The organism is Bacillus sp. LNXM65 (genome assembly GCF_002998575.1).
GTDB lineage: Bacteria > Bacillota > Bacilli > Bacillales > Bacillaceae > Bacillus.
This window is the reverse complement of sequence record NZ_PVRB01000005.1, coordinates 208,954-235,266: the sequence shown is the minus strand read 5'-3', so window position 1 is coordinate 235,266 and position 26,313 is coordinate 208,954. Positions and strand designations below refer to the sequence as shown.

The following is a 26,313-nucleotide window of genomic DNA, read 5'->3' as shown; positions in this document are numbered from 1 at the left end:
GGTGAGTCAGGTTATAATAGAGGACAAAACAACAGACTCCCGGAGGTATGAAATGTGTCAGTAAGTATTAAAGATGTAGCATTGAAAGCTGGAGTGTCTATAGCATCTGTTTCCCGAGTATTAAGTGGTAAACCAGGAGTAGGTGCTCAAACGGCTGAAAGAATCAAACAAGTAATTGATGAATTAGGCTATCGTCCTAATTTAGGAGCTAGAGGGCTCGTCAAAAGGAAGACTGGGAATATAGCTGTAGTGGTTCCGCGTGGTTCATATATTTTGAATAATCCATTTTTTTCAACGATTCTAGATGGAATAGCGAAGGAATTAGATGAGACGGAATTCAATATGTTGATGTCGTTTACATCTGTACAACAGCAGCGATTACTTGAAACGCAGGCAGTAGATGGAGCCATTCTATTTTCACCAAGAAATGAAGAACTAAGCATGGATTGGTTAAAAAGTTTAGCCATTCCCATTATAGTTGTCGGAAGTTATCTAGATGATTCTCCATTTCCATGTGTCAGGCCAGATGATGAAGAAGGTGTGTGTCAATCAATAACGGCCTTATTTGATAAAGGTCATCGAACCATTGGGCTGGTCAATGGTCCAATGAGTTCGATGCATAGTGTGAGGTATTACAAGGGATATGAGCGCACACTTAAAAGTTTAGGGTTAACAATAAACAAAGAACTTGTGTTTGAGTTAGATGAATTTGATGGGGGAAAAGTAGTAGAAGTGGTTTCTCAATTTCTCCAAGGAAACCAGCACATGACTGGAGTTGTTTGCTCTTCAGATTTTTTGGCGATGGGGGTCATGAAAGCGGCAAATAACGCAAATGTGTCAATACCTCATGATTTGTCTGTCGTTGGTGCCGATGATGTGCCCATTGCAAGTTTTCTAACCCCTTCTTTATCTTCAGTTCATGTTGATTTAGTTGGAATGGGAAGAAAAGCTGTTTCTTTACTAACACAGTTATTGGAAGGGGAACAGTTAGATGCGATGGAACATATCTTCCCTATGTACTATATAGACCGGGGCACCACGGGAACGCCAAAAAAGAAATGATAGATGCTGAAAACTCGTATGAACGCTTTAGAATGTCTATTGGTTTAAAATGTAAGCGATTTCTTTAGCACTCTTCGGCATGTACTTTTGCATCATTTCCTCTAATAAGGAGGAGATACCATGACGTTAGAACTCAGCGGAAATCCAAATTCTCATGATGGGCAAGTTGTTGATAGAGCTTCACAACTATTGACTAGAATGGAAAGTGTACCTTTTTCTAGATGGCATTTAAAACCTCGTATCATTATGGGATCTGCTACTTTTTTTGATGCTTTTGATGCTCTATCTTTAGCGTTTGTTCTCCCAGTTCTCATCGGAATGTGGAGTTTATCACCTGCTCAAATTGGTCTTCTTATTGGGTCTGGTTATATAGGACAAGCGATTGGTGCTATTTTCTTTGGCTGGTTAGCAGAAAGGCGCGGCCGTGTATTTAGTGCAAAGTGGACTGTACTCCTCATGTCCGTCATGAGTATTGCATGCGTGTTTTCAGGTAATTTTATGGCCCTGTTTATTTTTCGTTTTATACAAGGGATTGGGGTAGGAGGAGAGGTGCCGGTAGCAGCCTCATATATCAATGAGCTGTCCCGGGCTCAAGGGAGAGGCAGATTTTTTATGCTTTATGAGATGATTTTTCCTTTAGGATTAATGATCTCAGCTCAAATAGGCGCATTTGTTGTACCTAGCTTTGGGTGGAAGTGGATGTTTTTGATTGGGGGCATTGGAGGTTTAATCGTCTTTGTATTCTTTTTCATGTTGCGCGAATCTCCAAGGTGGCTTATTTCGAAAGGCAGGTTAGATGAAGCCGAAAGAATTATTGAAGAAATTGAAGCTAGTACTGACAAACGAATGCCTGTAGCAAAGCAAGTATCTAGCAGTACTGAAAAAGGCGACTGGAAAGAGCTTTTTTCAACTTTTTATCGTAAAAGAACATTGATCGTATGGGGACTATGGTTTTCTGCCTACTTTGTTTCGAATGGTTTAAATAACTGGTTACCGAGTCTTTATAATACTGTTTACAATTTGCCAGTTGGAGATTCATTAAGGGCAGCATCTCTAACAAATATTTTACAGACCATAGGGGTATTCGCTTGTGCATTTTTAATTGATAAAGTAGGACGAAAGCGCTGGGCAACCATTGCATTTATTGTAACAGGTGCTTTATTAACGGCTTTATGGATCAGCGGAGCTAATTCTCCAGAAAGTGTTATATATTTAGGGTCCGCTGCTTACGGAATGATGGGGACAATTACAGTTCTTCTCTATCTATATACACCTGAAATTTATCCAACACGTATGAGGGTGATTGGAACGGCATTTGCTACAGCGTGGCTTAGGCTGGCCTCAGCGATCGCTCCTATTATGATAGGCTTTATTTTAGAGGTAAGCGGTGTTTCAACTATTTTTATTCTTTTCGCAAGTGTGACTGTAGTGGGAGCAATTCTTGCTTTTAAAATGATCGAAACGCGCGAGAAAGTATTAGAGGATATTGCACCGTGAGTTACGCACGCAGTGAAGAACTTATTCCAAAGAGGGTAGGTTCTTTTTTCTATGCAGATGATCTACGTACAATTTTTCAAATTGCCTATCTTTTCGCGCGCCATTTATCATATAATAGATACATTATGTAGCATTCCTTGTCGTAAGGAGGACGTGTCACGAATATGAAAAACAATAGAGAAATCCCTGTGAGACAGCGAAATATTGTCCTCATTGGCTTTATGGGTGTTGGGAAAACAACCATTGGGCAGCTGGTTGCCAAAAAGCTATATAGAGATTTTATTGATGTGGATCAGGAGATTGAGAAAAAGTATAACATGACGATTCCAGATATCTTTCAGCAAAAAGGAGAAGCATTCTTCAGGCAGGCTGAAAAAGATTATATCGTCGATTTATGTGAACATACGCAGCTAAAGATCGTTTCTCTTGGAGGCGGTGCATTCAAACAGGAAGAAATCAAACGCGCCTGCTTGAGGCATTGTACGGTTCTTTTCCTTGATTTATCTTGGGAGAATTGGAAACAGCGGCTTGATATTTTGATTGAAAACCGCCCTGTTCTTCACAACCGGACGATTGACGAGATGAAAGAGCTGTTTGAAGAGCGCCGGGAAATATATGCCCTTCATAACTCAAGAGTGGAGACAGATCATTTAGAAGCTGAGGAAGTCGCCAATTATATTGTGGACACACTCAAGCTTGGCTGGGATTTATATTCGAAATAAAAAGTCTACCAACGAGGGTAGACTTTTTCTATAAGTTCAATTCTTCATTCCTTGAATGAGTGCAGCTTTTAAACAGAAGGAAATAGGCTGCTGCTGTGCATCGAATTGAAGTTGAAACAGCTGCTTTGTATCAGGGTCTGCGGATTGAAGATGGGAAACGATCTCTTTTTGAACATTCTCTGGTGTGCGTCCACGCATCATCCAGTCCTGATAATCAATTTGCAGATCCCAGTAACGCTTTTCTTTTTGAGTCAGTTGGTTGGCAGCGAAGAGCTCTTTCCATTCTGATAACGAGCTTTCTCGCACATGAGAAGGATCTCTGAGTCTATTTAAGTGATTAATGAATGAATCCTGTGCAGTGTTTTCGGGTGCGTAATGATCGACGAGCAGGAATGTGCCGCCTTTTTTTAAGACACGGCTGATTTCAGACATGGCTGCCGGCAGGTTTGTAAAGTGGTGAGCGGCAAATCGGCACGTCACGATGTCAAATGATTCATCAGCGAAGGGCAGTGCTTCTGCGGCTGCCCGCTCAAAAGTAATATGTTTCAGTTGGCGTTCTTCCGCAAGTGCTGCTGCAACCTCGATCATTTTTTGCGTGACATCAATGCCGATTCCTTTAGAAATGATATCTGAAAAGGAAAAAACGGTATGTCCTGCCCCGCAGCCGATATCAAGTAAATGCTCGTGACCCTTCGTATTGGCTGTTGCTTTCATCCATTCCAGCTCTTCTCCGGCTGCAAATATAGGTGAATCTCGATAGTTCTCGGCATTTTGTGAGAATTGGTTTTCGGCTTTAGCATATGGATTCATTTCTTCTCCCCCTTTGTTGTCTCTTTATCGTAAAATTCATTTTGTTATTTGTCTAAGACATAAAAGATATGACATGAATAGTTAAAACCTATGAGGTGATGAAAGTGGATATACGAATGATGGAATATGTCATGGAAGTGTACCGGCAGAAAAGTTTTACAAAAGCAGCGGATCAACTTCACATTGCACAGCCTTCTTTAAGCCAACAAATGAAGAAGCTGGAAGAGGAATTAGACACACCCCTCTTTATTCGAAAGTATGGACAAGTCACGCCCACACCTCAAGGGAGTCGATTCATTAAAAGGGCTGAGAACATTTTGAAGGAAAGAGATGATTTGCTGCGTGAAATGGGAGAAGCAGCTTATGAGGTGGGGAAAGAGCTGAACATTGGAGCGCCAGCAGTCACAGGGGGCTATGTCTTGCCCGGTTTATTAAAAACCTTTTGTCGAACGTATCCTCATGTTCACGTTCAACTAATAGAAGAATCACCTCGTGAGCTAGAAAAACTTCTATTGGCTGGAAAGCTGGATTTGGCTATTTTATCTATGCCTGTCGAGCATGAATCATTGAAAACGAAACACATGCTGACAGAGCCGCTTCTTCTCGCAGTTCCGCAAACTGCCCAGCCCTGGTCAACAGATGAATGGAACGAAATCATCAATCAAGCAGATCAGAAAGGGTCTGTTCCGTTTCGCCTTCTGGAAGACGCCGCATTTATTATGCTGAAAGAGGGATATGGCTTTCGGCAAGTGGTCATGGAACTATGTCTTCATCATGGTTTTCAGCCGAAGATTACCTTTGAAACAAGTCATATTCAAACAGCGCAGGCATTGGTCAAAAATGGACTAGGTGTGACAGTTGTGCCGAAAATGGTGGCACAAGAGGAAAGGAACGAAGTCACTTATTTGAAAATTGATTCATGCCCAACCCGCACTCTTGTGTTTGCATATGTGGAAGAAAGGTATTTAACGAAAGCCGCTCAAGCCCTAATGGACCTTTACCAGAATCAAGCTTAAACAAACGTTTAATTAAATGCAAAAAGCAGGGGAGCACCCTGCTTTCTAATAGATATCCAGACGCTGATCCGTCATCACAGGAATTTGCTGTCTCACTTCATCCACTAGCTGAAGATCAATTTCCGCATAATAAATGTCTTCCTCATGGCTTGTTTCAAGCAGAATACGGCCAAGTGGATCAATCACCATGGAGTGGCCAGGGAATTCAGTGTCTCTGCTTGTGCCTGTTCTGTTAACAGCAATCATAAATGACTGGTTCTCAATCGCTCTTGCGATGAGCAGGCAACGCCAATGATCCACTCTTGCTGACGGCCATTGCGCCGTATTGATGAGCACTTTCGCCCCTTTGTTTACAAGTGTTCTGGAAAGCTGCGGAAAGCGAAGGTCGTAGCAGATCATCGCACCGATCTTCACATCCTCATCATAGTCAAATAAACCAAGCTGATCACCAGCTGTTAAATAGTTGTGCTCATCCATTAAGCGGAATAAGTGAATTTTATCATAATCCACTAAGAGCTCACCTTGGCGGTTAAAGACATACATCGTGTTGGTGATGTTGTCATCTTCTGTGCGCTTGTTCAATACACTTCCAGCGATGAGAACCACTTGGTGCTTACGGGCAAAGGAAGAGAAGAGCTGTTTTGTGCGTTCACCGTTTACATCCGCAAGCTGCTCGGCTTGTTCAAGTGCATAGCCGGTATTCCACATTTCGGGTAAAATGATCAGATCAGGCTGCTGATGGATGGCTTCTTGTAAAAACGCTTCTGCTTTTTGAAAGTTCACATCAGGTTCTCCAATTTGAACGTCCATTTGGACAAGGGCGATTTTCATACAGGTTCCTCCTTTATTCGATGGTGTAAATGTGAAAATCCATGAATGTCTATCGATTTGTTTTGCCTGAGAACATCTAGTCTTCAAGCCAGTTTCTTTATCATAAAGGTTTCAATCTTCTTTGCCAATAGAAATGTCAGAAGGTTTTGTCTTTTGTAGTGAAAATGACTTTCTAAGTCAAGAAAACAGTGATATGATACTCATAACTAATAAAACAAAGGGGAATAGTATGGTATGCAATTGTTCGATTTACCACTAGAAGAGCTAAAAGTATATAAACCGAAGAAAACAGCACGACCTGATTTCTCAGACTTTTGGAAGGCGTCGCTCGAAGAACTGCGCCAAGTGGAGGCAGAGTCAGCACTTGAACCTTATGATTATCCAGTGAAAGGCGTCAAGGTGTACCGCCTGACGTATCAAAGCTTTGGTCATTCTCGAATTGAAGGCTGGTATGCGGTACCAGATCAAACAGGTCCGCATCCAGCGCTCGTTCGTTTTCATGGCTATAATGCCAGCTATGACGGCGGCATTCACGACATCGTCAACTGGGCACTGCATGGCTATGCGACATTTGGTATGCTCGTCCGCGGTCAAGGCGGCAGTGAAGATAAGACAGTGACACCAGGCGGGCAGGCTTTGGGATGGATGACAAAAGGCATTTTATCGAAGGAGAACTACTATTATCGAGGTGTTTATTTAGATGCGGTTCGTGCACTCGACGTTATTCAGTCCTTTCCGGAAGTGGATGAACACCGTATCGGCGTGGTGGGTGGAAGCCAGGGAGGTGCACTGGCGGTTGCAGCTGCGGCACTTTCAGACATTCCAAAGGTCGTCGTGGCAGATTATCCTTACTTATCAAATTTCGAGCGTGCAGTGGATGTGGCATTGGAGCAGCCTTATTTAGAAATCAATTCATACTTTCGAAGAAACAGTGATCCAGAAGCGGAAGAAAAGGTATTTGAGACATTGAGCTACTTTGATTTGATCAATTTAGCCGAATGGGTGAAACAGCCCACATTGATGGCCATCGGTCTGATCGACCAAATCACCCCGCCATCTACTGTGTTTGCGGTATACAACCATTTAGAAACAGATAAAGATTTAAAGGTGTATCGCTACTTTGGACACGAGTACATCCCGGCTTTTCAAACAGAGAAGCTTGCCTTCTTACAAAAGCATTTAAGGATCTAAAAGAACAGAGGCCGCTCTAGGAGGGCCTCTTTTTTAATAGCTCGTATTCTGTCTCGTTTTTTCATCAGGCACTAACGCAGTGATAATCAGGGCAAGGGCAGTGATGATATGAAGAATGAATCCGAGAATCGGAATCCAAGCAAGGCAGGATGTGACAATTCCGATGATGCTTCCAATCATTGGTCCCTGGTCTCGCTTCGATAAGACGAGTGTGATAATATGCAGAATAAGCATGACCATGAGCGGTGAATAGCCATTGCTGATAACGAATAGACCTCCGATCACAGGGATGGCAAGGCAGGCTTCAAAAATCCCGGTGATCCATTTCATAATGCGAGATATAGACATCAGATCCAACTCCTTTTTTATATGTCTTATTCGTATTTTCCCAAAACGTGAAGAAGTCATGCAGAATTCTATAGAAAGAGTTGATGGATGTTGAGAGAGAGAATCAAGGAAGAGCTGAAAATCATCGAAGAAACGTATGACGTAAAGATTTGCCTCGCCGTTGAATCAGGCAGCAGGGCATGGGGATTTCCCTCGACTGATAGTGATTATGATGTTCGTTTTTTATATGTTCCCCGGAAAGAATGGTATTGGGCGATGGAAGAGCATCGTGATGTCATTGAACGGCCGATTGATGACGTGCTTGATATCAGCGGCTGGGAGCTTAGAAAGGCACTTCGCTTATTCAATAAATCAAATCCATCCATCATGGAATGGCTATCTTCTGACATCATCTATGCTGAATCTTTCTCTTTAGCAAAGCAGCTAAGAGAATTAAAGGATCGAGCGTTTTATCCTGCAGCATTGATGTATCATTACCTCAATATGGCGAAGCGGAATGAAAGCCGGCATTTACGAGGGGAGCAGGTGCGAATCAAGAAGTATTTCTATGTGCTTCGTCCGCTATTTGCCTGTCAGTGGATTGAACGCTACCGGACGGTTCCGCCGATGGACTTTCATGAACTGCTCGAGGAGCTAGTGGAGGAAGGCCCGCTTTTAACAGAAATTCACGAGCTGCTCAAACGTAAAATGGACGGAGAGGAAATGGATGTAGAGAACCGTCTCGCCTATGTCCATCCATTCATCGACAAAGAGCTGGCGCGTTTTGATGAATTGGTGAAAAGCTACAATCAGCCGAAAGACAATCTCACGCAAGAATTAAATGAGCTGCTGCAGTCTACCCTTGATGAGGTGTGGGCGTAGGAGGGAAGAGCCAGCCGGATAGCGGCAGGCTCTTTTTTAACTCTTATTGTGATAAAACCACAAAAAAAGTCAGAATTTTTGTCATCTTCAAATATTGTAGCGGACAGCTTATGAGCCTTACAATAAAGACATAGCTTACAAAGAGTGGGAGGTGCCCTTTATGGAGTCGGTCACAAGAAATTTCTTCTTGTTTTTGTCAAAGAGCAGTCTCTTGAACCATATTGCTCGTAATTGGGGAAGTGCTGTTGCATCTAAGAAAATCATCGGTGGGAAGGATTTTGAGAGCGCTATCTCTGTCATCAAACGATTAAATGATCAAGGGATGGCTGTAACAGTTGATCACCTTGGTGAGTTTGTCACAAAGGCAGAGATTGCAAATGAGCGGACGAATGAGTGTATTCAAACCATTCAGCGGATTGCTGAGGCGGGACTCAATTCCCACGTGTCACTCAAAATGACATCACTCGGCCTGGATATTGACGATGACCTTGTGTATCGCAATATGAAAAGCATTTTAGATACGGCAGAGAAACACCGTATCATGGTGACAATCGATATGGAGGATGAACAGCGCTGTCAAAAAACGCTGGACATTTTTAAAGAGATGAAATCTCAATATGAGTATGTCAGTACGGTCCTGCAGGCGTATTTGTACAGAACAGAAAAGGATCTTGATGACCTAAATGAGCTTCAGCCATTTTTAAGACTTGTAAAGGGTGCCTATAAGGAATCCGCTGAAGTGGCGTATCCAAACAAAAAAGACGTCGATCAGAATTATCAAAAGCTGATCGAAAAGCAATTACTCACAGGGAACTATACAGCCATTGCGACACATGACGATCAAATGATCGAGTTTACGAAAAATATTGTGAAAAAACACAATATACCGACAAGTCAGTTCGAATTTCAAATGCTGTATGGCATGAGGTCAGAAACGCAGCAGGCACTTGTGAAGGAGGGCTATCAAATGAGGGTCTATACCCCGTATGGACGAGAGTGGTATGGCTACTACATGAGACGTCTTGCAGAACGGCCGGCAAACATTGCCTTTGCTTTAAAAGGGATGACGAGAAAATAATTTGAAACGGGAGCGTGACAAAGATGACAACACCTTACAAACATGAACCATTCACGGATTTTAGCCAGGAAGAAAACCGCAAAGCGTTTGAACAAGCATTAGCAAAGGTAACAGAATCACTTGGTCAAACCTATCCGCTCGTGATTAATGGAGAAAGAATCGAAACGAAAGACCAGATTATCTCGATCAATCCAGCGAAAAAGGATGAAGTCGTTGGAACCGTATCAAAGGCCGGGAAAGAAGAGGCAGAGCAAGCGGTTCAAGCTGCGGCGAAAGTATTTGAAACTTGGCGCTATACGTCTCCAGAAGAAAGAGCCAGCGTCATATTCCGTGCTGCGGCAAGCATTCGCCGTAAAAAGCATGAGTATTCAGCCCTTCTTGTAAAAGAAGCAGGTAAGCCTTGGAACGAAGCGGATGCAGATACAGCAGAAGCAATCGACTTCCTTGAATACTATGCCCGTCAAATGCTGGAGCTGGCGAAAGGCAAACCAGTGAACAGCCGCGAAGGGGAACGCAATCAATATGTTTACACACCAACTGGCGTGACGCTCGTCATTCCGCCGTGGAACTTCTTGTTTGCCATTATGGCAGGAACAACAGTAGCACCAATCGTTACAGGGAACACAGTTGTCTTAAAACCAGCGAGTGCAACTCCTGTGATTGCGGCACGTTTTGTGGAAGAGCTTGAGCAAGCAGGTCTTCCAAAGGGTGTGGTGAACTTTGTACCAGGAAGCGGAGCAGAGGTCGGAGATTACTTAGTCGATCATCCGAAAACAAGCCTGATTACATTCACTGGCTCAAGAGAAGTAGGGACACGTATCTTTGAACGCGCGGCAAAAGTACAGCCAGGTCAGCAGCATTTAAAGCGCGTCATTGCTGAAATGGGCGGTAAGGATACAGTGGTTGTAGATGAGGATGCAGACGTCGAATTAGCGGCTAATGCCATTTTCACATCAGCCTTCGGTTTTTCAGGTCAGAAATGTTCGGCTGGATCTCGGGCTGTCGTCCACGAGAAGCTGTATGACCAAGTGGTCGAGCGAGTGAAGGAAATCACAGAAACAAAAACAACAGCGAATCCTCTTTCTGCGGATGTCTACATGGGACCTGTCATTGATCAAGCGTCCTTTGACAAGATCACGGATTATATCGAGGTGGGCAAGGAGGAAGGCCGCTTAGTGACTGGTGGAACGAGTGATGATTCGGAAGGATACTTCATTCACCCAACCATTTTTGCAGATCTTGAGCCAACATCTCGCTTGATGCAAGAAGAAATCTTCGGACCAGTCTTGGCCTTCTCGAAAGTGTCTAGCTTTGATGAGGCACTTGAAGTAGCCAACAATACGGAATATGGTTTGACAGGTGCTGTCATTACCAATAATCGTGATCACATCAACCGTGCGAAGCAGGAGTTCCATGTAGGTAATCTCTACTTTAACCGTAACTGCACAGGAGCCATCGTGGGATACCACCCATTTGGCGGATTCAAAATGTCAGGAACCGATTCAAAAGCAGGCGGTCCAGATTACCTAGCTCTACACATGCAGGCGAAAACGATTAGTGAAATGTTTTAAGATGGAAAAGCATGAACCTGTGCACACGGGTTCATGCTTTTTTTGCTTGTCTACGACTTGTTTCTATACAAATCTGTCCGGAAAGAAGTATGATAAATGTATTACTTAATCAGGGAGCAATCGGGATGGAAGAGATATTAGAAAAGCTTCATACATTTTTTGATGTCGATAAGTTAATTGCATTTATTAGCGGGTATTTAAAAAAACCAGTCATTTTAGAAAGCACAGAGTGCCAGCTCCTTGCTTATAATTCTTACAGCATTCAGCAGTTTGACCCAGTCAACCAGCAAACGATTTTCTCAAAGGAATGTCCGGGGTCTGTAGTCGATTGGTTAAAGAAAACAGGGGTCATCGAGCGGCTTCACACGGATTCAAAGCCTTTTTATGTGAGCGGTCATGACGAGCTCGGGTTTAATCGGCGGGTGGCTGTGAGCGCCAAGCATAAACAAGAGGTTGTGGGCTTTATTTGGGTGCAGGACATTGAGGATTCCCTCTCTCAGGAGGAGCTGCAATTTTTGCACGAAGCTTCCTTTCAAGTGGGAAAAGTGATTTATAAGAATAAGAAACAGCTGGAGAAAAAGGAAGGCAAGATTGAAGAATTTTTCAAAAAGGTCATGGATGATCATTTTTATACAGAAGAAGAACTGAAGTGGGAGGCTGAGAATTTAAGTATCCCACTGCCGGCAGTATTTACTGTCATGGTCGTACATGCTGCCGATAACAAAAGTGAGACGGCAGAAGACGTGAAGGATGTCATTCGAACGTATTTGCAGCTAGAAGATAAGGTGAATCACGTATACTCCGTTCAAGCCGACATTGTCGTGATATTGGGCAGCTTGTCAGACCGGCACTCACCGAAAGCAACTGCTGCCGACGTCATCGCTCATCTGCAATCGAAAACGCATGCCCATCCTTCGCCGCTGTATATCGGGATGGGAAGAGAGTATCGAGATGTCATGAAAATGAGTACAAGTCGATTTGAAGCGATAGAGGTCGTGAAGGCTGTGAAAATTGTTGGGGGACAAGAGCTGATTCCATATGATTACGAGAATCTGGGGGTTTTCCGGTTCTTAGACTCGATTTACAGCCATCAAAAAAAGAAAAATGATTTCAATCCAGATTTGTTACGTTTGAAGGAAAAAGACCGTGACAGCCAAACTTCTTTTTTAAAAACGCTTGAAGTCTACTTATTGAATAACTGCAAGCTAAAGCCTGCTGCAGAGCAGTTGTTTATTCATCAAAATACATTAAACTATCGAATGAAACAAATCTTTGATATGACCTCAATCGATTTAAGTCACTTCAGCCAGCGATGTGAGTTATTTATTGAATTGATGCTGATGAAAAAGGATCAATAGTCATCGAATCCGCAGGTGCCCGGGATCACCTGCGGGTTTTCATGTGAAAATGGCATACAACTGCTGCGTTACGTTGTATGATAGATAAGGATTTTATGAAAGGGGGGCCACCTTTGGGAGCAGTCACCTTGGCCATTTTGATTTTTATCCTGACCCTCGTCCTTGTCATTTGGCAGCCAGGACGTTTAACCATTGGATGGTCAGCATGTGGAGGCGCCATTCTTGCACTTGTCTTTGGTGTCGTTCATCTGGGCGATGTGTGGGAAGTGACGCATATAGTATGGAACGCGACATTTGCGTTTATTGGCATCATTATTATTTCGTTAATTTTAGATGAAATTGGGTTTTTCGAATGGGCTGCACTGCATATGGCAAAAGCCGCAAAAGGGAACGGTGTCCGCATGTTTATTTATTTAACATTGCTCGGCGCTGTCGTGGCTGCTTTTTTTGCGAACGATGGAGCGGCACTGATTCTGACCCCGATCGTCTTGTCTGTGGTGAGAGCGTTAAAGCTGGATGAGCGGATGATCCTGCCTTTTGTGATGGCGAGCGGCTTTATTGCAGATACAACCTCCTTGCCATTTGTCATTAGTAACTTGGTTAATATCGTATCAGCCGACTATTTTCATATTGGATTTCTAGAATATACAGCAAACATGTTCGTGCCAAACCTTGTGTCGCTTGGAGCGAGCATGGTAGTGCTTTATGTGTTTTACCGGAAGCTCATCCCAAAAACATACGATCTGTCACAAGCGAAAGAGCCGGCATCAGCTATTCGAGATATCCGCATGTTCCGCTTGTCTTGGTATGTGCTTGGCTGTCTGCTTGTCGGTTATTTTGCAGGAGAACTCATTGGGATTCCGGTCTCCATCATTGTGGGCGGTATTGCCCTTGTCTTTTTGTGGCTGGCGAGAAGAAGTCCGCAAGTGGCGACAAAACGCGTCATAAAAGAAGCACCGTGGTCCATAGTCTTTTTCTCAATTGGCATGTATGTCGTCGTATATGGACTGAAGAATGTCGGTCTCACAGAAATATTGGCGGCATGGATCGAACAAGGCGCATCGCATGGCTTGCTTGCGGGAACGATGTTTATGGGCGTGCTTGCCGCAGTGCTGTCCTCTGTCATGAACAATCTGCCCACTGTGTTAATCGATGCGATTGCGATCGGTCATACAGATACAGCAGGCGTCATGAGAGACGGACTGATTTATGCCAATGTCATCGGCTCCAACCTTGGTCCGAAAATGACCCCTATCGGCTCATTGGCGACATTGTTGTGGCTTCATGTTCTCAAGAAAAAGGGCGTCCATATTTCTTGGGGTGCATACATGAAAGCCGGAATCATCCTGACCATCCCAACCTTGATCCTTACTTTACTAGGGTTATATGTGTGGTTATGGCTGATACATTAAAGCTAAATACAAAAGAGAGCAGATCCATGAGATCTGCTCTCCTTTATTACAGATATTTCGCATAGCGCTTTTCTAAAAAGTCTTGAAGCAATGAGACTACGCTGCAAATGCCCCAGTATATGAGTGCGACCAAAATATACATGGTCATATAATCGAATTCGCGTCCACCTACAATTTTTGCTTGCTGGAAGAGCTCGGGTACAGTAATCATCGCAGCCAGTGAGGAGGCTTTGATTAAATCGAGCATGACATTGGTTAAAGGCGGCAGTGCGATGCGGACAGATTGAGGTAAAATGACACCGCGCATCGTTTGCCAATAGCTGAGACCTAGTGACTTGGCAGCTTCCACCTGTCCACTCGGAACAGAGGAGAGGGCCGCCCGGTTGATTTCTGCAATATAGGCAGCGCTATTGAAGCTGAACCCAATAATGGCAGCGGTGACCGCTGTAAACTCAATCCCGATATAAGGGAATCCAAAATAAAGAATAAACAAAATCACCAGAATGGGCACGCCTCGCATGAATGAGATATACAACCGTGCAGGCAGGCGAAGCATCCACGTGTTCGCCATTCTGGCAAGCGCAATAAAAAAGCCAAGAATTGTACCAAAAAACATGCTCACAAAGGAAATGAGCAGCGTCAGCCAGATGCCTTTCATGACAAATGGAAATGACGCCTTTGCCAGTGCAGGATTAAATATATATTCTAAATGAATATCTCCCACGATTGCGGCTCCTTATTTAGAAATGTCGACATCTTCGACATCAGCATCTATTTTCTTTGAGACGTCTGCATGATTAAAGAATTTTTCGGAAATCTTTTTCATGGTTCCGTCTTTTTTCATGTCTTTTAAGACACGATTTAATTCTTTTTGAAGCTCTGTGTTGTCTTTCTTCATCACAAAACCTTGTTCGTTTGGCATGTATTTTAAGTCAGGGTGAATCGTAATATTTAGTTTCGGGAATGCAGCAAGAGCTAGTGTCTGCAAGTAATAATCATTTAGAATGACATCTGTACGACCATTAGCGACATCCTTTAAGTATTGCTCGTTTGTCGCATTATCATAAATGACTTCCTTCGCACCGTACTTGCGAGCGACATCCATGTAAATCGTTGTGGCAGCTCCAGCTGCTTTCTTTCCTTTTAAATCTTTTAACGTCTTAATGCCAGACAAATCATCTTTTCGTACGATCGCCGTGCCATAGGAATATTTATAAGGAGTTGAAAAGGCAAACTTATCTTTTCTGTCATCTGTGATGTCAATGTCGTTTGCAGCGGCATCCACTTGACCAGAATTAATGGCGCTCAGCATGCCATCATAGCCCATTTCTTTAAATTCTACTTTCACATCAAGGCGTTTAAACGCTTCTTTGACCACTTCCACTTCATAACCAGTCAATTGATCCTTGCCATTAGATGTATCATGATATGACGTTGGATAAAGGGTGCCTGAAGTAGCAACTACGATTTTCCCTTTCTTTTGAATCTCATCCCACTTTGAATCTCCAGACTGAGAAGAGCTTGATTGACTGCAAGCAGAGATGACAAGTATGAAAGCAGACACAACAAGCATCAACCATATCGATTTTCTATGATAAAAACGACTCATTTAAGAATCCTCCTCTATTTTTTATACAAAACAAAACATAGCACGCTTTTTCTGTTAGGACAACGTTTTCAGAAGAAAAGCGAAAAAGTAAGAATATTATGTGAAATTTGCGTGGTGAAATAATGTATAAAAAAGGAAAGTGCGTACAAAATAATTGCGAATAAAGGAGGGAATAACAATGATGAAAAAAGTAAGTGGCTTAATCATATTATCGATGATGCTGTTGTCTGGTTTTTATATGGAAACAGCTCATGGTGAAACACCCCAAATGGAAAAGCGTCCAGTAACGCATCAAGTAAAATTAACGACAGAACAACAAAAACAAATTGAAATGCTTGAGCAGCAAATTCTTTCTAAACGAAAAAAAGTGATTGAGAAATACGTTCAATATGGTGTGTTAACAAAGGAACAAGGTACACATATTACCAAACGAATGGATGAGCATTACAATCATTTGAAAAATAACGGATTTGTTCCATTGCTGAAAAAACCACAGCACCATCGACCATAATGATGAAACCGGCAGCGAGGTGCCGGTTTTTTATTGTTTATGAATCTATTCAGAAGGGGAGACTTTCACCATCTTTAGGGACAAAAATGGCTTGTTCTGCTTGATGCTCCTGAATGTAAGCTTGTAAAGAAGCTCTTGTTAGCAAGCAATGGTTCACTGCCTCAAGGTGACAAGCGACAATTTGTGCTTTTGGCTGAGAACGGTGAACGTCTAAAATATCTTCCTTCGTCATGGTAATCGGATCGCCTTCTAAAAATTGAGCAGCTCCGCTATTAACCACAATGACATCTGGCTTGCATGTATTGACAACCTCCTTCGGCTCATCACACCAAATGGTATCACCTGCAATGTAAAGGGTAGGTTCATCAGGGTGAGAGAAAACAAAACCGCTGACCTGTCCCATCCGCTTCGCAGTTTCTCCTGTCCCATGCTGTCCACCTGTCCGCTTAATATGAACACCGCAAATGTCTATTTCATCTTCAATGCATGTGACATGCTGGAAACCGGCTTCTTCAACTTCTTTTTTGTCATTCTCCGATTGCGTATAAATGGGCTGGTCTTGAGCTAATTTTTGTTTTGCTCCGTCATCAAAGTGATCCACGTGCAAATGAGTGAGTAAGACAGCATCTGGGTGTAACATGTTGTCTAAGTCAATGTTTACAGGCAGATCAACAATAGGATTGTTCAAATGTTGATTGGCTGTATGAGGAAACGGTGGATATGTTCCTTTTGTTGCTAAAAAGGGATCAATGAAGAAAGTTGCCTGACCATATTGAAGGTATAAAGTAGCATTCCGAATGAGCGTGATTTTCATGAAAAGGCCTCCTTTTTTTCTGATTAAGTTTACAGTATATTAAAAGAGTTCCATATGACAGAGGGTAATGAAAGTCTTTCAGCAGAAGGACTTGATTTTTGAAAGAGGTGAGTCAATGTTAGACCAAACCGATATGGATATATTAAAAGAGCTCTCTAAAAACAGTCGATTGACCATGAAAGCGCTAGGTGAAAAAGTTCATTTAACCGGTCAAGCTGTTGCAAATCGTGTGTTAAAGCTTGAAGAAGAGGGTGTGATTGAAGCATATACCATTTCGATTGACTGGCGGACTCAAAAGACCATCCAAACATTTATGCAGCTCTATACCCGCAGTCCTCATCACGAACCACTTCTGTCGTTTCTCGACCAACAGGAAGAGATCAAGAACTTGTTTAAAATAAGTGGTGAGGGCTGTTATATGGCTGAAGGCCATTTTTCCAGTCATGATGAACTGGATCTGTTTTTAACGGAGCTGACAAATTACGCAAATTATAAACTGTCTATTGCGGTTAAACGTCTCATTCATCAGTAATAGAAGAGACGCAGGAGGAAAAGGAACGATGAAAAAATTAATCAAAAATCAAGCTGAACCGATGACAAAGGAAAGAATCAAAGCAGACTTGGTTCAACTTGGTGTGAAAAAAGGCATGATTTTATGTGTTCACTCATCTTTATCATCTATCGGCTGGGTAAACGGAGGCGCTGTTGCCCTCATACAAGCATTGATGGAAACCTTATCAGAAGAGGGGACACTGATAATGCCGGCACAAACGTTAGAGCTTTCTGATCCCGCTGATTGGATCAATCCGCCTGTTCCTTTTTCGTGGTGGAAATCGATCAAAGAGACGATGCCTGCATTTGATCCAGCATACACGACGCCAACAGCAATGGGAAAGGTAGCGGAAACGTTTTGGAAATACCCAGGCGTGGCGAGAAGCAATCATCCTCATTTTTCATTCACAGCCTGGGGCAAAAGGAAACATGAGCTTCTGAAACACCACGCACTTTCTTTTGGATTAGGAGAACATTCGCCTCTAGCCCGCATGTATGATCTTCAGGCTCAGGTGCTGCTGATTGGTACGTCATTTGAGAGCCTGACAGCTTTCCATCTTGCTGAATATCGCATCCCTCAGCAAGACCTCATGACAAGAGGAGCTCCCATCTTAGAAAATGGATGGAGGGTATGGAAAGAGTACCAAGATATTATCACAAGAGAAGAACTATTTGAGCAGATCGGTCGTGATTTTCTACAATCAGGAGGCACTCATGATCACGGTCAAATCGGACTTGCCAGTTCATATTTATTGCCGGTGAGAGAATCAGTAGACTTTGCGGAAAAGTGGCTTGATTTGTACGATCAGTCGTGATCTACACAGTTTGGAAATTTATATGATAAAGGTCTTGATCAGGCTGCTGTGAGGTATAGCAGGTGAGCTGATAGTCTCCCTTTGGAATAGGGAAAGACAGCACCTGAGCCATGACGCTTGTGATATAAACTTGATCGCTTGCATGCGTAAAAGGCACTGTAACTATTCTGTCAGCCGAGGCTGGGGGCATATCGCTATTTAAAGTTACGGTAACAGATGCTTTTCCGTTGTTGACCCCTTCAAAGGACACACCCTGATCTCCCATGGCGAATCCTTGAAGAATGTCATCATCTGACCAATCAATCACAGGTGGTGTTTTGCTTCCGGTGTATACGGTGATTTGGTGATAAGAGATAGATAGGGAATAGGCTTGGTTTAACTTATTCATTTAAAAAACTCCTTTATACATAGATTTTCGTTGGAATGTGAATGGTTGAAAGAATGATTCTTGAAGAGAATGTTAGGCAGCAAGACGATTGTCGCCGTCTTGCGCTTCTATTTGAGGAATCTAGATGTGAAATTGCGAAACCATTGCTTTTAAATCTCCTGCTAAATGGGCAAGAGCTTCTGATGATGCTGTTACTTCTTCCATTGCGGCAAATTGTTCTTCTGTTAAACCGGCTACTTGCTGTGAATGTTCACTCGTTAGTATAACGCCTTCTGTGATAGTGGCAAAGGATTGTTTCGCATCGTTTGTATAAGCTGCGATTTTTTGTGATGCACTAGATAAATGTTTGATGCCATCTGCCATTTCTCTCATTGACTGTTGAATATCAATAAATGATTCTTCTGTATGAGAAATAAGTACAGTCCCTTGAGCCGCTTCCTCTTTTACTCGTTTGATGGCATTCGTCGAATGAGTCATCTCTTTTTGGATTTCAGAAATGAGATGGGAAATCATATTTGATGATGCTTGAGATTCTTCAGCGAGCTTTCTCACTTCGTCTGCGACAACCGCAAAACCTTTTCCATGCTCGCCTGCTCGTGCTGCTTCAATTGCTGCGTTAAGAGCAAGCAGGTTTGTCTGATTAGCGATGTCTGTAATAACATTGGAAATATGATCAATTTCAGCTGAACGTGTTTCTAATGCTTGAACGGCTGTCCCATTTTCCTCGATTGATTTTGCAATAGATGTCATTTGTGAGTTTACTTCCCCAATATTCTGTACACCTTTTAGGGCCATTTCTTGTGCAAATTGACTTCTTGAAGCCATTTGTTCCGCATTTTCCGTGATGTTTGCCAGCTCGTTAGATACTTGAATCATCGTGTGCTCACTTGTTGTCATTTGAGCTGATTGTTCTTCTGATGATTGAGCTACTTCTTGAATACTGTGGGTGATTTTTTCTGATGCTGCACTTGTTTCTTCTGCGCTAACTGAAAGCTGCTCAGATGAGGTGGCCACTAATTCAGATGTGTTCATGACATTAAGAATGGTTTGATTTAATTTTTCCCGCATCTTATTGAAATGACCAGCCAGGTCAGACAGTTCATCGCCTGCCGTATCCGACACATTGATGGTTAAATTTCCTTCGCCTGCACTTTTAATGGCAGAAGCTATGCACTTGAGGCGTGACTGAAACCGCTTTGTGAAAATAGAAATAATGATAACTGCAACAATTAAACTTAACAACAGAACAATGACAAATTGAATATAGAATGACTGAAGCATTTGTGAAATCATGCTTTGATTGGCGCCCGTATAAAAAATACCAATCGTTTTGCCTGCTTCATTTTTGATCGGCATATAAGCCGTTTGATAGTCTTTCCCGGCAACATTTGCTGTGCCGTAATAGTTTTCTCCTTTATCTAATACAGTGGCCTTCACTTCAGGTGAGACTTCTGTACCGACAGCTCGTTTTCCGTTTAACATGACATTCGTCGCGACACGGGTATTCCCTTGGAAAATTGTGATGGTATCATCGGTATATTCAGCTAATTGGTCAACCAATGTATCATGATCATTGATTTGGGTATCCCCTTTATAAAGCTTGCCATCTTTTATCTGCCATGAGCCTGCCACTTTTTCATCTAGGTAGGCATAGCCTAGCTTTAAATCACTTTTTGCTTTTTCAGTGGCCATGTGCTTGATGTTTTCTGTCATTTCACGATTCACCACATAACCAACAACTGCTGAAAAGATGATGAGGACACTTAAAAAGATCAGCAAAATTTTGGCACCAAGCCTCAGTTTTCCCTTTTTTTTCATGCTTTTTGACTCCTTTAGGTATAAGGTAGGTTAAACCTCCTTAAGGATTATCGGCATGAAAAAAATGTTTGAAATACCTGTATGCAGTTACGAGAAAATTTTTTTAGATAGAAAAAGGAAATGGCGTTAATCGATGATAAATTGTATTCTTGTGCCGTCAGGATCATCCGATAATTGATGACCGACCCATGAGCCTGCTCCCCTATTATCTGAAGGACTGATATATTTGACAGAAGCTCCTGTTCCTCCTTCCTTACACATCGCCATCGGCCATTCGTCCCGATCATACCCGCGCTTTGTTGGGATGCCATGAAGTGATTGGTCTCTCTGTTCATCGCTATGTTTACGGTCAATCGTACATACGGATGAATGGCCTTCATCAATTGCCTCTTCTATGTGCTTCGCGGTTTCTGGGTAACGATCTGATGGGAAGTGAATGGTTTTGTCATAAGATGAATTCGTCGTCTCTTGTTTACTTTGCTCCAGCTGAATATAGCCTGTTGTTACACCAACGACGATTAGTAAAAGCAAGAGAATGATTTTAAGAAGTTTCATAGATGCTAGCTCTCTTTCTTGTTTGCGTATTTTGTAAACAGAAGTATAGCAGAATTACTTACCAATTTCTCCTGGTTTTGAAAAAACGCCTTTTAAAGTTCGAAAAACGGTTTTTATCCGTTTTCTTGCTTTTTATATTTGTAAAAATTCATAAAAATTTTAATTTTGCTGGTCAAAAAAAGATTATGCTTTATCAAAATGGCTTTATCACTGCTTTTTGGGCTAATTTCAAGAATTTAACACACAGAAATTTTTAAAAAATAAAATTGACTAGACCGATATGCTTTAATAATATGGAGTCAAATATCAAAAAATGTCGTAATTTATCAAAATATGATTCTATTTACATTGCAGGAGGGGAGTACAAATGGCGGATGTCTCTTATCGGCTTGGTATAGACATAGGAGGAACATTTACTGATTTATCGCTGATGAATGAAGCAACAGGGGCGCTGACTGAACTCAAAACACCCACAGTGACTGACGACCCAGCCCAGGGAATTATCAATGGGCTAAAACTTCTAAAAGACAGGGGTGTTGATTTATCTAAAATCCAATATCTCGTACACGGAATGACAATCGGTCTTAATACATTATTGCAGCGGAAAGGAGCAGATTTAGCCCTTTTTGTGACGGAAGGCTTTCAAGACATATTATCACTACAACGTTTACGATTACCCATTCCTTATGACTTCAATTCTCGTTTGCCGGAACCATTGATACCACGAAAGCATGTATACCCAATCTCTGAAAGGTTGATACACGATGGTACGATCAAAAAACCTCTCCATCTGCAGCAATTAGATCATGCTGTCCAGCAGGTCATGTCTAAAAGGCTAGCAGGTATTGTCATTTCTTTTTTACATAGTTATCAAAATCCAGTTCATGAATTACAGGCAAAAGCCTATATCAAACACCATTATCCGCAATTAGAAGTTCTTACTTCATCTGAATTATGGCCTCAAATGAGAGAATACGAGCGTACTGTGATGTCTGTTGTCAATTTGTACATTCAACCAAAGGTAAAACAGTATTTACAAACATTGAAAAGCCGTTTGAAGGAAGAAGGTGTACCAATTTCTCCATACATTACACAATCAAATGGTGGTTTAATGGATGCAGAAAGTGCAGCAACCTCACCTGTTAAAACACTTTTTTCTGGTCCAGCAGCTGGTGTCATTGGTGCGGCAAGAATCGCAGCCTCTGCAAACGAATCCAACCTGATCACTTTTGATGTAGGGGGGACGAGTGCAGATATCTCCATTATTCAAAAGGGGCAGCCTACAATGGCTCAGTCTAATCAGCTTTCAGGTTTTCCTATCATTCTTCCATCTGTTGCGATGTATTCAATAGGGGCAGGCGGAGGTTCTGTCGCGTGGATTGATCAGGGCGGGCTTCTCAAAGCAGGACCAGAATCAGTTGGCTCACAGCCGGGACCAGCTTCGTATGGTAAGGGAAAGAAAGCCGCCTTAACTGATGCGTTCCTCATATGCGGTTATCTCAATCAAGAGCGTTTTGCCGGAGGACATTTACACCTACAGCTGTCCGCGGCGGAAAAGGCCTTTCAGCCAATTGCTGACCAGCTCAACAAAACGGTAGAAGAAGCGGCTGACCAGCTGATTCAAGTAGCTGTCGCCAATATGTACACAGAATTAAGCAATGTCATGGAGCAGCAGGGGTTTGACCCAAGAGATTTTAGTTTACTAGCGTTTGGCGGAGCAGGACCGGTTGTGGCGAATTTCCTTGCGCGAGAAATCCATGCGAAAAACGTGGTCGTTCCTCCAGGTCCAGGAACATTATGTGCATTAGGTGCTCTGACCGCTGATTTTATTCATGATGCGGTGCTGTCGAAGAAAATATGCTTACAAGACTACTCGATAGATCAACTAAAACAAGATTATGAGATGCTTTCGCGAAAAGCGGCTGATTGGTTCAGTCAGCAGAACATTCAGCATATTAAACAGACATCCATTCTATTATTGGCAGACGCACGTTATCAAGGACAAGCCTTTGAGATTGAATTACCACTATCAGCTGAATGGCTGAAGCAAGAACAAGATATCCATCAACTCATTGAAGCCTTTCACAAACTGCATCAGCGTCAATATGGTCATAGAGATGATCAGGCGGACATCGAGTTTACTCATTTACGAGTTCGAGTCATAGGCGAGACGCCGCCGCTGCCTTTCACACCTGTTCATGAAAGCAGCGGACAATCTTTGAAGCCATATGAATACAGGCGAATCTTTATAGAAGAAAAAGAACATGAAGCAGCTATTTATTACAGAGATACTTTGTCAGTAGGTTCTGTCATCAATGGACCTGCCATTATTGAGCAGGATGATACGACAACATTGATTCTGCCAAATTGGACAGGCAGCATTGATCAATCAGGGAACTTGGTGATTTCAAGGGAGGCGGCTTTACATGAGAACTGATCCAGCAAAGCTTGAGATGATGCGCAGTTATTTTAATGCAATTGCGTCTGGCATGGGACATGTCATTGAGCGGACGTCTTTTACGACTTTCGTCAAAGAATCAGCTGACTTTGCGACAGCGTTAGCCACGCCTTCTGGAGATTTCTTTGTTTATCCGAAGACAGTGGGTGTAACGATCTTTTTAGGGCTGAGTCTTAAAAAAGCGATTGAAGAGAGCGGGGCGATGCAGCCGGGAGATATTATCATCACAAATGACCCTTATACGACAGATGGTTTAGCGACTCACCTGCCGGATGTCCATATCATTAAGCCAATTTTCGTAGATGGTGAAATTGTCAGCTATGCTTGGTCTTTTGTTCATGTGAGTGATGTGGGCGGACTTGTGCCCTCGAGTATTTCACCGACAGCAACAGATGTCCATCAAGAAGGATTAAGAATCCCGCCAGTGAAAATTTATGAAGGCGGGAAAGAGAATCAGGTCGTTCGTACCTTTTTAAGAGCCAACAGCCGAGCCAGTCATTTAAATGATGGGGATATCAATGCGATGATTGCTGCAGTAAATACAGCAGAAATTCGGTTAAAAGAAATGATCGGCAAATTTGGAAAAAATGAAGTGAAACAAGGAATGATGGACCTGCTGAAGCAAGCTGAGATTCGTGCAGGAAAGGTCATTGAAGCCATTCCGGATGGAACGAGTGAATTCGCTGATTATTTAGATGATGATATGATCTCGGATGTGCCGATCCGATTGAAAATCAAGTTAACGGTGAAAGGAAAGCGGCTGACGCTGGATTTCTCTGAGTGTGACCCGCAAGTGAAAACAGCTTTTAACCTTGTCACTAATGGTCAGAAGCATTCCTTCCTATATCAAGGGTTGATTAATTACATTATTAGTAAAGATCCCTTTATACCGATTAATGGCGGAATAACATATCCGATTGAAGTGATTTCACCTAAAGGGACGCTGGTGCATCCAGAATACCCGGCCTCTGTTGGTATTCGGCATTCGATTACGATGAGGCTGTATAATGTCGTGCTAGGCGCCATTGGTAAGCTGTTACCTGAAGCAGTGCCGGCAGCAGGTGCAGGTCAATCTGCTATTGTTGTTCTCTCTGTTCCTGATGATCAAACAGGTGGCAGGAAAATGTCTGTTGTCGAACCATTAGGCGGAGGCGGCGGTGCTCAAAATGGAACGGATGGAGTAGATGGCATTGATCATTCATCTGGCTTTTTGAAAAATACACCCATTGAGAGTTTAGAACAGCATATTGATATTCATGTTCACCGATATGAGCTTTTGCCGAACACAGGCGGGGCAGGAGAAAACAGAGGTGGACATGCGATTGGTTTGGAATTTGAAATGATCAAGCCTGAATCTATGGTGACCGCACGAGGAATGGAACGAATGAAGTTTCAGCCTTGGGGGTTAATGGGCGGCCGAGCAGGAGCTGTTGGTGAGGTCAAGCTGATCACAGCAAAAGGTGAAAAACAAGACCAGCCAAAAATAGATGTTCTGCGTCTTGAAAAAGGCGATATTGTGCAATTAATATCACCAAGTGGAGGCGGCTGGGGAAATCCATTTGCTAGAAATAAAGAAAAAGTCCTTCAGGAAGTGGAAGCAGGTCTATTAAGTGAAGAAAGAGCGCTGCAGCAATATGGCGTTAAAGTGTATCTAGACCAAAATGAATGGAAGATTGATGAAAAGCAAACGAATAAGCTTCGTGAAAAGGTTGATCATCCTGCTGATATCATGTGGGATTTCGGAGAACACAGAGAAGCTTATGAGAAAGTATGGACGGATGAAGCCAGCAGCGAGCTTGCCGTGCAGCTGCGTTCTTACCCAGCTAATGAACGTACGCATTATAAACATGCAGTTCATCAACATTTCAGTCATAGAGATGAGCCGTTAACAAAGAAAGATATTATTCAAGCACTTCGTCATATGGATGGACAAAAAGGGGGAAATCAATCATGAAAAGAAGATTAATCACTATTTTTGCAGGTGTACTATCAATGATTCTACTGCTGACAGCTTGCGGTGGAAATGGACAGGATCAAGGTAAACAGCAGCAGACTGTGATCGTTGGCGTATACGGAGGCGATTGGGAAAAGAATATCAAACCAATCCTCGAAAAGTTTGAAAAAGATACGGGAATTAAAGTCCAAACCGTCTCTGGAGCGGATTCTGAATGGTTTACGAAATTAAAAGCGTCCAATGGAAAAAATCCACCGTATGACCTGCTTATTTTACAGCCTGATACGATTCAAAGAGGCATTGCAGCAAATGTTCTTGCGCCGATTGACGAAGAGCAAGCACCGAATGTCAAAAAACTTTACCGTTCTGTCCAAAAGAAGCTCACTATTGATGGGAAACAATATGCAGCAGGCTTTAGCATGGGGCAGCTAGGAATTGCTTATCGAAAAGATCTTGTGAAGCAGGAACCAAACAGCTGGACAGACCTATGGAGCAGTCAGCTAAAAGGGAAGGTGGCGATATCATCTCCGACTTATTCAGCTGGTTTGCAATTTTTCTCTGCGCTTGTCCATGCTCAAGGGGGGACAGAATCAAATCCTAAGGATATTGATAAAGCCTTTAAAAGCCTTTCACAATTAAAAGGACATGTAGCTGCTTTTCCAGATAATCCAGGGTCTATTCAAACCTTGTTAGAACGTGGTGACGTGGCAGCAGTTCCATATTGGGATGGACGAGTATTTGCACTTGAAGAAGAAGGAATGGATATTGGTTTCTCATATCCGAAAGAAGGCGCTGTTGCAGCTGTTGCGAGCTGGGCTTTAACGAAGGGAAGTCAGCATGAAGAAGCGGCTTACAAACTATTAAACTATTTAAGTGGAAAAGAAGCTCAGGAGGCTTTCTCGGAAAAATCTTATTATGGCATGTCGAATTCTGATGTGAAATACGGTGACAAAATTAAGGGGAAGGTCAAGGTTGGAGAGAATTATTATAGCAAGCTGACTTGGGTAGATTACGAAACAGCAACTTCAGAGCTTGGCAATTGGACAAATCGATGGAACGAAGTATTAGGCGGAGGAAAATAG

Annotated in this window: 25 protein-coding genes; 16 read left to right on the top strand and 9 right to left on the bottom strand. The window is 42.6% G+C overall.

The annotated features are described in order from the left end of the window. The first annotated feature begins 54 nt into the window (after window positions 1-54). From C6Y03_RS11760 to C6Y03_RS11750, 3 genes are all read left to right on the top strand, one after another. Window positions 55-1,062, top strand: coding sequence for a LacI family DNA-binding transcriptional regulator (locus C6Y03_RS11760; RefSeq protein WP_066031354.1), 1,008 nt, complete (start codon window positions 55-57; stop codon window positions 1,060-1,062). 120 nt (window positions 1,063-1,182) lie between these two features. Further along, complete coding sequence (locus C6Y03_RS11755) at window positions 1,183-2,559, top strand: MFS transporter (RefSeq protein WP_066031353.1); 1,377 nt, start codon at window positions 1,183-1,185, stop codon at window positions 2,557-2,559. Between the two features lie 164 nt (window positions 2,560-2,723). Beyond that, window positions 2,724-3,281 (top strand): shikimate kinase, encoded by a 558-nt coding sequence (locus tag C6Y03_RS11750; protein WP_106039348.1) that lies wholly within the window; start codon window positions 2,724-2,726, stop codon window positions 3,279-3,281. Window positions 3,282-3,317: 36 nt separating this feature from the next. Here the strand turns inward: C6Y03_RS11750 and C6Y03_RS11745 are convergent, their stop codons facing one another. Further along, window positions 3,318-4,091, bottom strand: a complete 774-nt coding sequence (locus tag C6Y03_RS11745; RefSeq protein WP_106039347.1) for a class I SAM-dependent methyltransferase — start codon at window positions 4,089-4,091, stop codon at window positions 3,318-3,320. Window positions 4,092-4,207: 116 nt separating this feature from the next. On the opposite strand from C6Y03_RS11745, the gene C6Y03_RS11740 reads away from it, so the two are divergent. Beyond that, complete coding sequence (locus tag C6Y03_RS11740; protein WP_106039346.1) at window positions 4,208-5,107, top strand: LysR family transcriptional regulator; 900 nt, start codon at window positions 4,208-4,210, stop codon at window positions 5,105-5,107. Window positions 5,108-5,152: 45 nt separating this feature from the next. Here C6Y03_RS11740 and C6Y03_RS11735 read toward each other — a convergent pair whose 3' ends face one another. Beyond that, complete coding sequence (locus C6Y03_RS11735) at window positions 5,153-5,938, bottom strand: carbon-nitrogen family hydrolase (protein WP_106039345.1); 786 nt, start codon at window positions 5,936-5,938, stop codon at window positions 5,153-5,155. A gap of 234 nt (window positions 5,939-6,172) precedes the next feature. Between C6Y03_RS11735 and C6Y03_RS11730 the strand changes: the two genes are divergently transcribed. Continuing rightward, window positions 6,173-7,129: an acetylxylan esterase gene (locus C6Y03_RS11730; RefSeq protein ID WP_106031570.1), complete on the top strand. Its 957-nt coding sequence runs from the start codon at window positions 6,173-6,175 to the stop codon at window positions 7,127-7,129. A 33-nt stretch (window positions 7,130-7,162) separates the two neighbouring features. Here C6Y03_RS11730 and C6Y03_RS11725 read toward each other — a convergent pair whose 3' ends face one another. Continuing rightward, window positions 7,163-7,477, bottom strand: coding sequence for a hypothetical protein (locus C6Y03_RS11725; RefSeq protein ID WP_012008865.1), 315 nt, complete (start codon window positions 7,475-7,477; stop codon window positions 7,163-7,165). 90 nt (window positions 7,478-7,567) lie between these two features. On the opposite strand from C6Y03_RS11725, the gene C6Y03_RS11720 reads away from it, so the two are divergent. The 5 genes from C6Y03_RS11720 to C6Y03_RS11700 all read left to right on the top strand — a co-directional run bounded on the left by C6Y03_RS11720 (window position 7,568) and on the right by C6Y03_RS11700 (window position 13,757). Further along, a complete protein-coding gene (locus C6Y03_RS11720) occupies window positions 7,568-8,338 on the top strand; it encodes a nucleotidyltransferase domain-containing protein (RefSeq protein ID WP_095285952.1) in 771 nt (256 codons plus the stop codon). A gap of 160 nt (window positions 8,339-8,498) precedes the next feature. After that, window positions 8,499-9,416, top strand: a complete 918-nt coding sequence (locus C6Y03_RS11715) for a proline dehydrogenase family protein (RefSeq protein WP_034664177.1) — start codon at window positions 8,499-8,501, stop codon at window positions 9,414-9,416. A 23-nt stretch (window positions 9,417-9,439) separates the two neighbouring features. Then, the gene (pruA, locus tag C6Y03_RS11710; protein ID WP_106039344.1) at window positions 9,440-10,987 is read left to right on the top strand and encodes an L-glutamate gamma-semialdehyde dehydrogenase; all 1,548 of its coding nucleotides are present in this window, start codon (window positions 9,440-9,442) and stop codon (window positions 10,985-10,987) included. Window positions 10,988-11,112: 125 nt separating this feature from the next. Next, window positions 11,113-12,345, top strand: coding sequence for a PucR family transcriptional regulator (locus C6Y03_RS11705; protein ID WP_034664173.1), 1,233 nt, complete (start codon window positions 11,113-11,115; stop codon window positions 12,343-12,345). A gap of 113 nt (window positions 12,346-12,458) precedes the next feature. Beyond that, on the top strand, window positions 12,459-13,757 hold the full coding sequence (locus C6Y03_RS11700; protein WP_106039343.1) for an arsenic transporter: 1,299 nt from the start codon (window positions 12,459-12,461) through the stop codon (window positions 13,755-13,757). Window positions 13,758-13,803: 46 nt separating this feature from the next. Here C6Y03_RS11700 and C6Y03_RS11695 read toward each other — a convergent pair whose 3' ends face one another. Both C6Y03_RS11695 and C6Y03_RS11690 read right to left on the bottom strand, forming a co-directional pair. Further along, window positions 13,804-14,481, bottom strand: coding sequence for an amino acid ABC transporter permease (locus C6Y03_RS11695; protein ID WP_034664171.1), 678 nt, complete (start codon window positions 14,479-14,481; stop codon window positions 13,804-13,806). A gap of 12 nt (window positions 14,482-14,493) precedes the next feature. Next, window positions 14,494-15,366 (bottom strand): transporter substrate-binding domain-containing protein, encoded by an 873-nt coding sequence (locus tag C6Y03_RS11690; protein WP_106039342.1) that lies wholly within the window; start codon window positions 15,364-15,366, stop codon window positions 14,494-14,496. Window positions 15,367-15,547: 181 nt separating this feature from the next. Between C6Y03_RS11690 and C6Y03_RS11685 the strand changes: the two genes are divergently transcribed. Next, on the top strand, window positions 15,548-15,877 hold the full coding sequence (locus C6Y03_RS11685) for a YckD family protein (RefSeq protein WP_106039412.1): 330 nt from the start codon (window positions 15,548-15,550) through the stop codon (window positions 15,875-15,877). A 49-nt stretch (window positions 15,878-15,926) separates the two neighbouring features. On the opposite strand, the gene C6Y03_RS11680 is transcribed toward C6Y03_RS11685, so the two are convergent. Next, on the bottom strand, window positions 15,927-16,691 hold the full coding sequence (locus C6Y03_RS11680) for an MBL fold metallo-hydrolase (protein WP_106039341.1): 765 nt from the start codon (window positions 16,689-16,691) through the stop codon (window positions 15,927-15,929). A 115-nt stretch (window positions 16,692-16,806) separates the two neighbouring features. On the opposite strand from C6Y03_RS11680, the gene C6Y03_RS11675 reads away from it, so the two are divergent. Both C6Y03_RS11675 and C6Y03_RS11670 read left to right on the top strand, forming a co-directional pair. Then, the gene (locus tag C6Y03_RS11675; protein ID WP_189318321.1) at window positions 16,807-17,223 is read left to right on the top strand and encodes an Lrp/AsnC family transcriptional regulator; all 417 of its coding nucleotides are present in this window, start codon (window positions 16,807-16,809) and stop codon (window positions 17,221-17,223) included. Window positions 17,224-17,251: 28 nt separating this feature from the next. Beyond that, window positions 17,252-18,058, top strand: coding sequence for an AAC(3) family N-acetyltransferase (locus C6Y03_RS11670; protein WP_095285948.1), 807 nt, complete (start codon window positions 17,252-17,254; stop codon window positions 18,056-18,058). 1 nt (window position 18,059) lies between these two features. On the opposite strand, the gene C6Y03_RS11665 is transcribed toward C6Y03_RS11670, so the two are convergent. The 3 genes from C6Y03_RS11665 to C6Y03_RS11655 all read right to left on the bottom strand — a co-directional run bounded on the left by C6Y03_RS11665 (window position 18,060) and on the right by C6Y03_RS11655 (window position 20,819). Further along, window positions 18,060-18,446: a competence protein ComJ gene (locus C6Y03_RS11665; RefSeq protein ID WP_106031574.1), complete on the bottom strand. Its 387-nt coding sequence runs from the start codon at window positions 18,444-18,446 to the stop codon at window positions 18,060-18,062. A gap of 120 nt (window positions 18,447-18,566) precedes the next feature. Continuing rightward, a complete protein-coding gene (locus C6Y03_RS11660; RefSeq protein WP_106039339.1) occupies window positions 18,567-20,264 on the bottom strand; it encodes a methyl-accepting chemotaxis protein in 1,698 nt (565 codons plus the stop codon). Between the two features lie 126 nt (window positions 20,265-20,390). Next, window positions 20,391-20,819 (bottom strand): NucA/NucB deoxyribonuclease domain-containing protein, encoded by a 429-nt coding sequence (locus tag C6Y03_RS11655; RefSeq protein ID WP_060595509.1) that lies wholly within the window; start codon window positions 20,817-20,819, stop codon window positions 20,391-20,393. Window positions 20,820-21,186: 367 nt separating this feature from the next. On the opposite strand from C6Y03_RS11655, the gene C6Y03_RS11645 reads away from it, so the two are divergent. Genes C6Y03_RS11645 through C6Y03_RS11635 form a run of 3 tightly spaced genes read left to right on the top strand, consistent with a single transcriptional unit; the run spans window position 21,187 to window position 26,313 of the window. After that, on the top strand, window positions 21,187-23,256 hold the full coding sequence (locus C6Y03_RS11645; RefSeq protein WP_106039338.1) for a hydantoinase/oxoprolinase family protein: 2,070 nt from the start codon (window positions 21,187-21,189) through the stop codon (window positions 23,254-23,256). Continuing rightward, entirely contained in the window at window positions 23,246-25,231 is a 1,986-nt protein-coding gene (locus tag C6Y03_RS11640) for a hydantoinase B/oxoprolinase family protein (RefSeq protein ID WP_106039337.1), read from the top strand. The genes C6Y03_RS11645 and C6Y03_RS11640 overlap by 11 nt, the downstream gene beginning before the upstream one ends. Next, window positions 25,228-26,313, top strand: coding sequence for an ABC transporter substrate-binding protein (locus C6Y03_RS11635; RefSeq protein WP_034664150.1), 1,086 nt, complete (start codon window positions 25,228-25,230; stop codon window positions 26,311-26,313). The genes C6Y03_RS11640 and C6Y03_RS11635 overlap by 4 nt, the downstream gene beginning before the upstream one ends.

Bases quoted from the DNA above. Each gene is read 5' to 3' on its own strand.
- C6Y03_RS11755 (WP_066031353.1), top strand. From the start codon at position 1,183: ATGACGTTAGAACTCAGCGGAAATCCAAATTCTCATGATGGGCAAGTT.
- C6Y03_RS11750 (WP_106039348.1), top strand. From the start codon at position 2,724: ATGAAAAACAATAGAGAAATCCCTGTGAGACAGCGAAATATTGTCCTC.
- C6Y03_RS11745 (WP_106039347.1), bottom strand. From the start codon at position 4,091: ATGAATCCATATGCTAAAGCCGAAAACCAATTCTCACAAAATGCCGAG.
- C6Y03_RS11740 (WP_106039346.1), top strand. From the start codon at position 4,208: ATGATGGAATATGTCATGGAAGTGTACCGGCAGAAAAGTTTTACAAAA.
- C6Y03_RS11735 (WP_106039345.1), bottom strand. From the start codon at position 5,938: ATGAAAATCGCCCTTGTCCAAATGGACGTTCAAATTGGAGAACCTGAT.
- C6Y03_RS11730 (WP_106031570.1), top strand. From the start codon at position 6,173: ATGCAATTGTTCGATTTACCACTAGAAGAGCTAAAAGTATATAAACCG.
- C6Y03_RS11725 (WP_012008865.1), bottom strand. From the start codon at position 7,477: ATGTCTATATCTCGCATTATGAAATGGATCACCGGGATTTTTGAAGCC.
- C6Y03_RS11715 (WP_034664177.1), top strand. From the start codon at position 8,499: ATGGAGTCGGTCACAAGAAATTTCTTCTTGTTTTTGTCAAAGAGCAGT.
- pruA (WP_106039344.1), top strand. From the start codon at position 9,440: ATGACAACACCTTACAAACATGAACCATTCACGGATTTTAGCCAGGAA.
- C6Y03_RS11705 (WP_034664173.1), top strand. From the start codon at position 11,113: ATGGAAGAGATATTAGAAAAGCTTCATACATTTTTTGATGTCGATAAG.
- C6Y03_RS11690 (WP_106039342.1), bottom strand. From the start codon at position 15,366: ATGAGTCGTTTTTATCATAGAAAATCGATATGGTTGATGCTTGTTGTG.
- C6Y03_RS11685 (WP_106039412.1), top strand. From the start codon at position 15,548: ATGAAAAAAGTAAGTGGCTTAATCATATTATCGATGATGCTGTTGTCT.
- C6Y03_RS11680 (WP_106039341.1), bottom strand. From the start codon at position 16,691: ATGAAAATCACGCTCATTCGGAATGCTACTTTATACCTTCAATATGGT.
- C6Y03_RS11675 (WP_189318321.1), top strand. From the start codon at position 16,807: ATGTTAGACCAAACCGATATGGATATATTAAAAGAGCTCTCTAAAAAC.
- C6Y03_RS11670 (WP_095285948.1), top strand. From the start codon at position 17,252: ATGAAAAAATTAATCAAAAATCAAGCTGAACCGATGACAAAGGAAAGA.
- C6Y03_RS11665 (WP_106031574.1), bottom strand. From the start codon at position 18,446: ATGAATAAGTTAAACCAAGCCTATTCCCTATCTATCTCTTATCACCAA.
- C6Y03_RS11660 (WP_106039339.1), bottom strand. From the start codon at position 20,264: ATGAAAAAAAAGGGAAAACTGAGGCTTGGTGCCAAAATTTTGCTGATC.
- C6Y03_RS11655 (WP_060595509.1), bottom strand. From the start codon at position 20,819: ATGAAACTTCTTAAAATCATTCTCTTGCTTTTACTAATCGTCGTTGGT.
- C6Y03_RS11645 (WP_106039338.1), top strand. From the start codon at position 21,187: ATGGCGGATGTCTCTTATCGGCTTGGTATAGACATAGGAGGAACATTT.
- C6Y03_RS11640 (WP_106039337.1), top strand. From the start codon at position 23,246: ATGAGAACTGATCCAGCAAAGCTTGAGATGATGCGCAGTTATTTTAAT.
- C6Y03_RS11635 (WP_034664150.1), top strand. From the start codon at position 25,228: ATGAAAAGAAGATTAATCACTATTTTTGCAGGTGTACTATCAATGATT.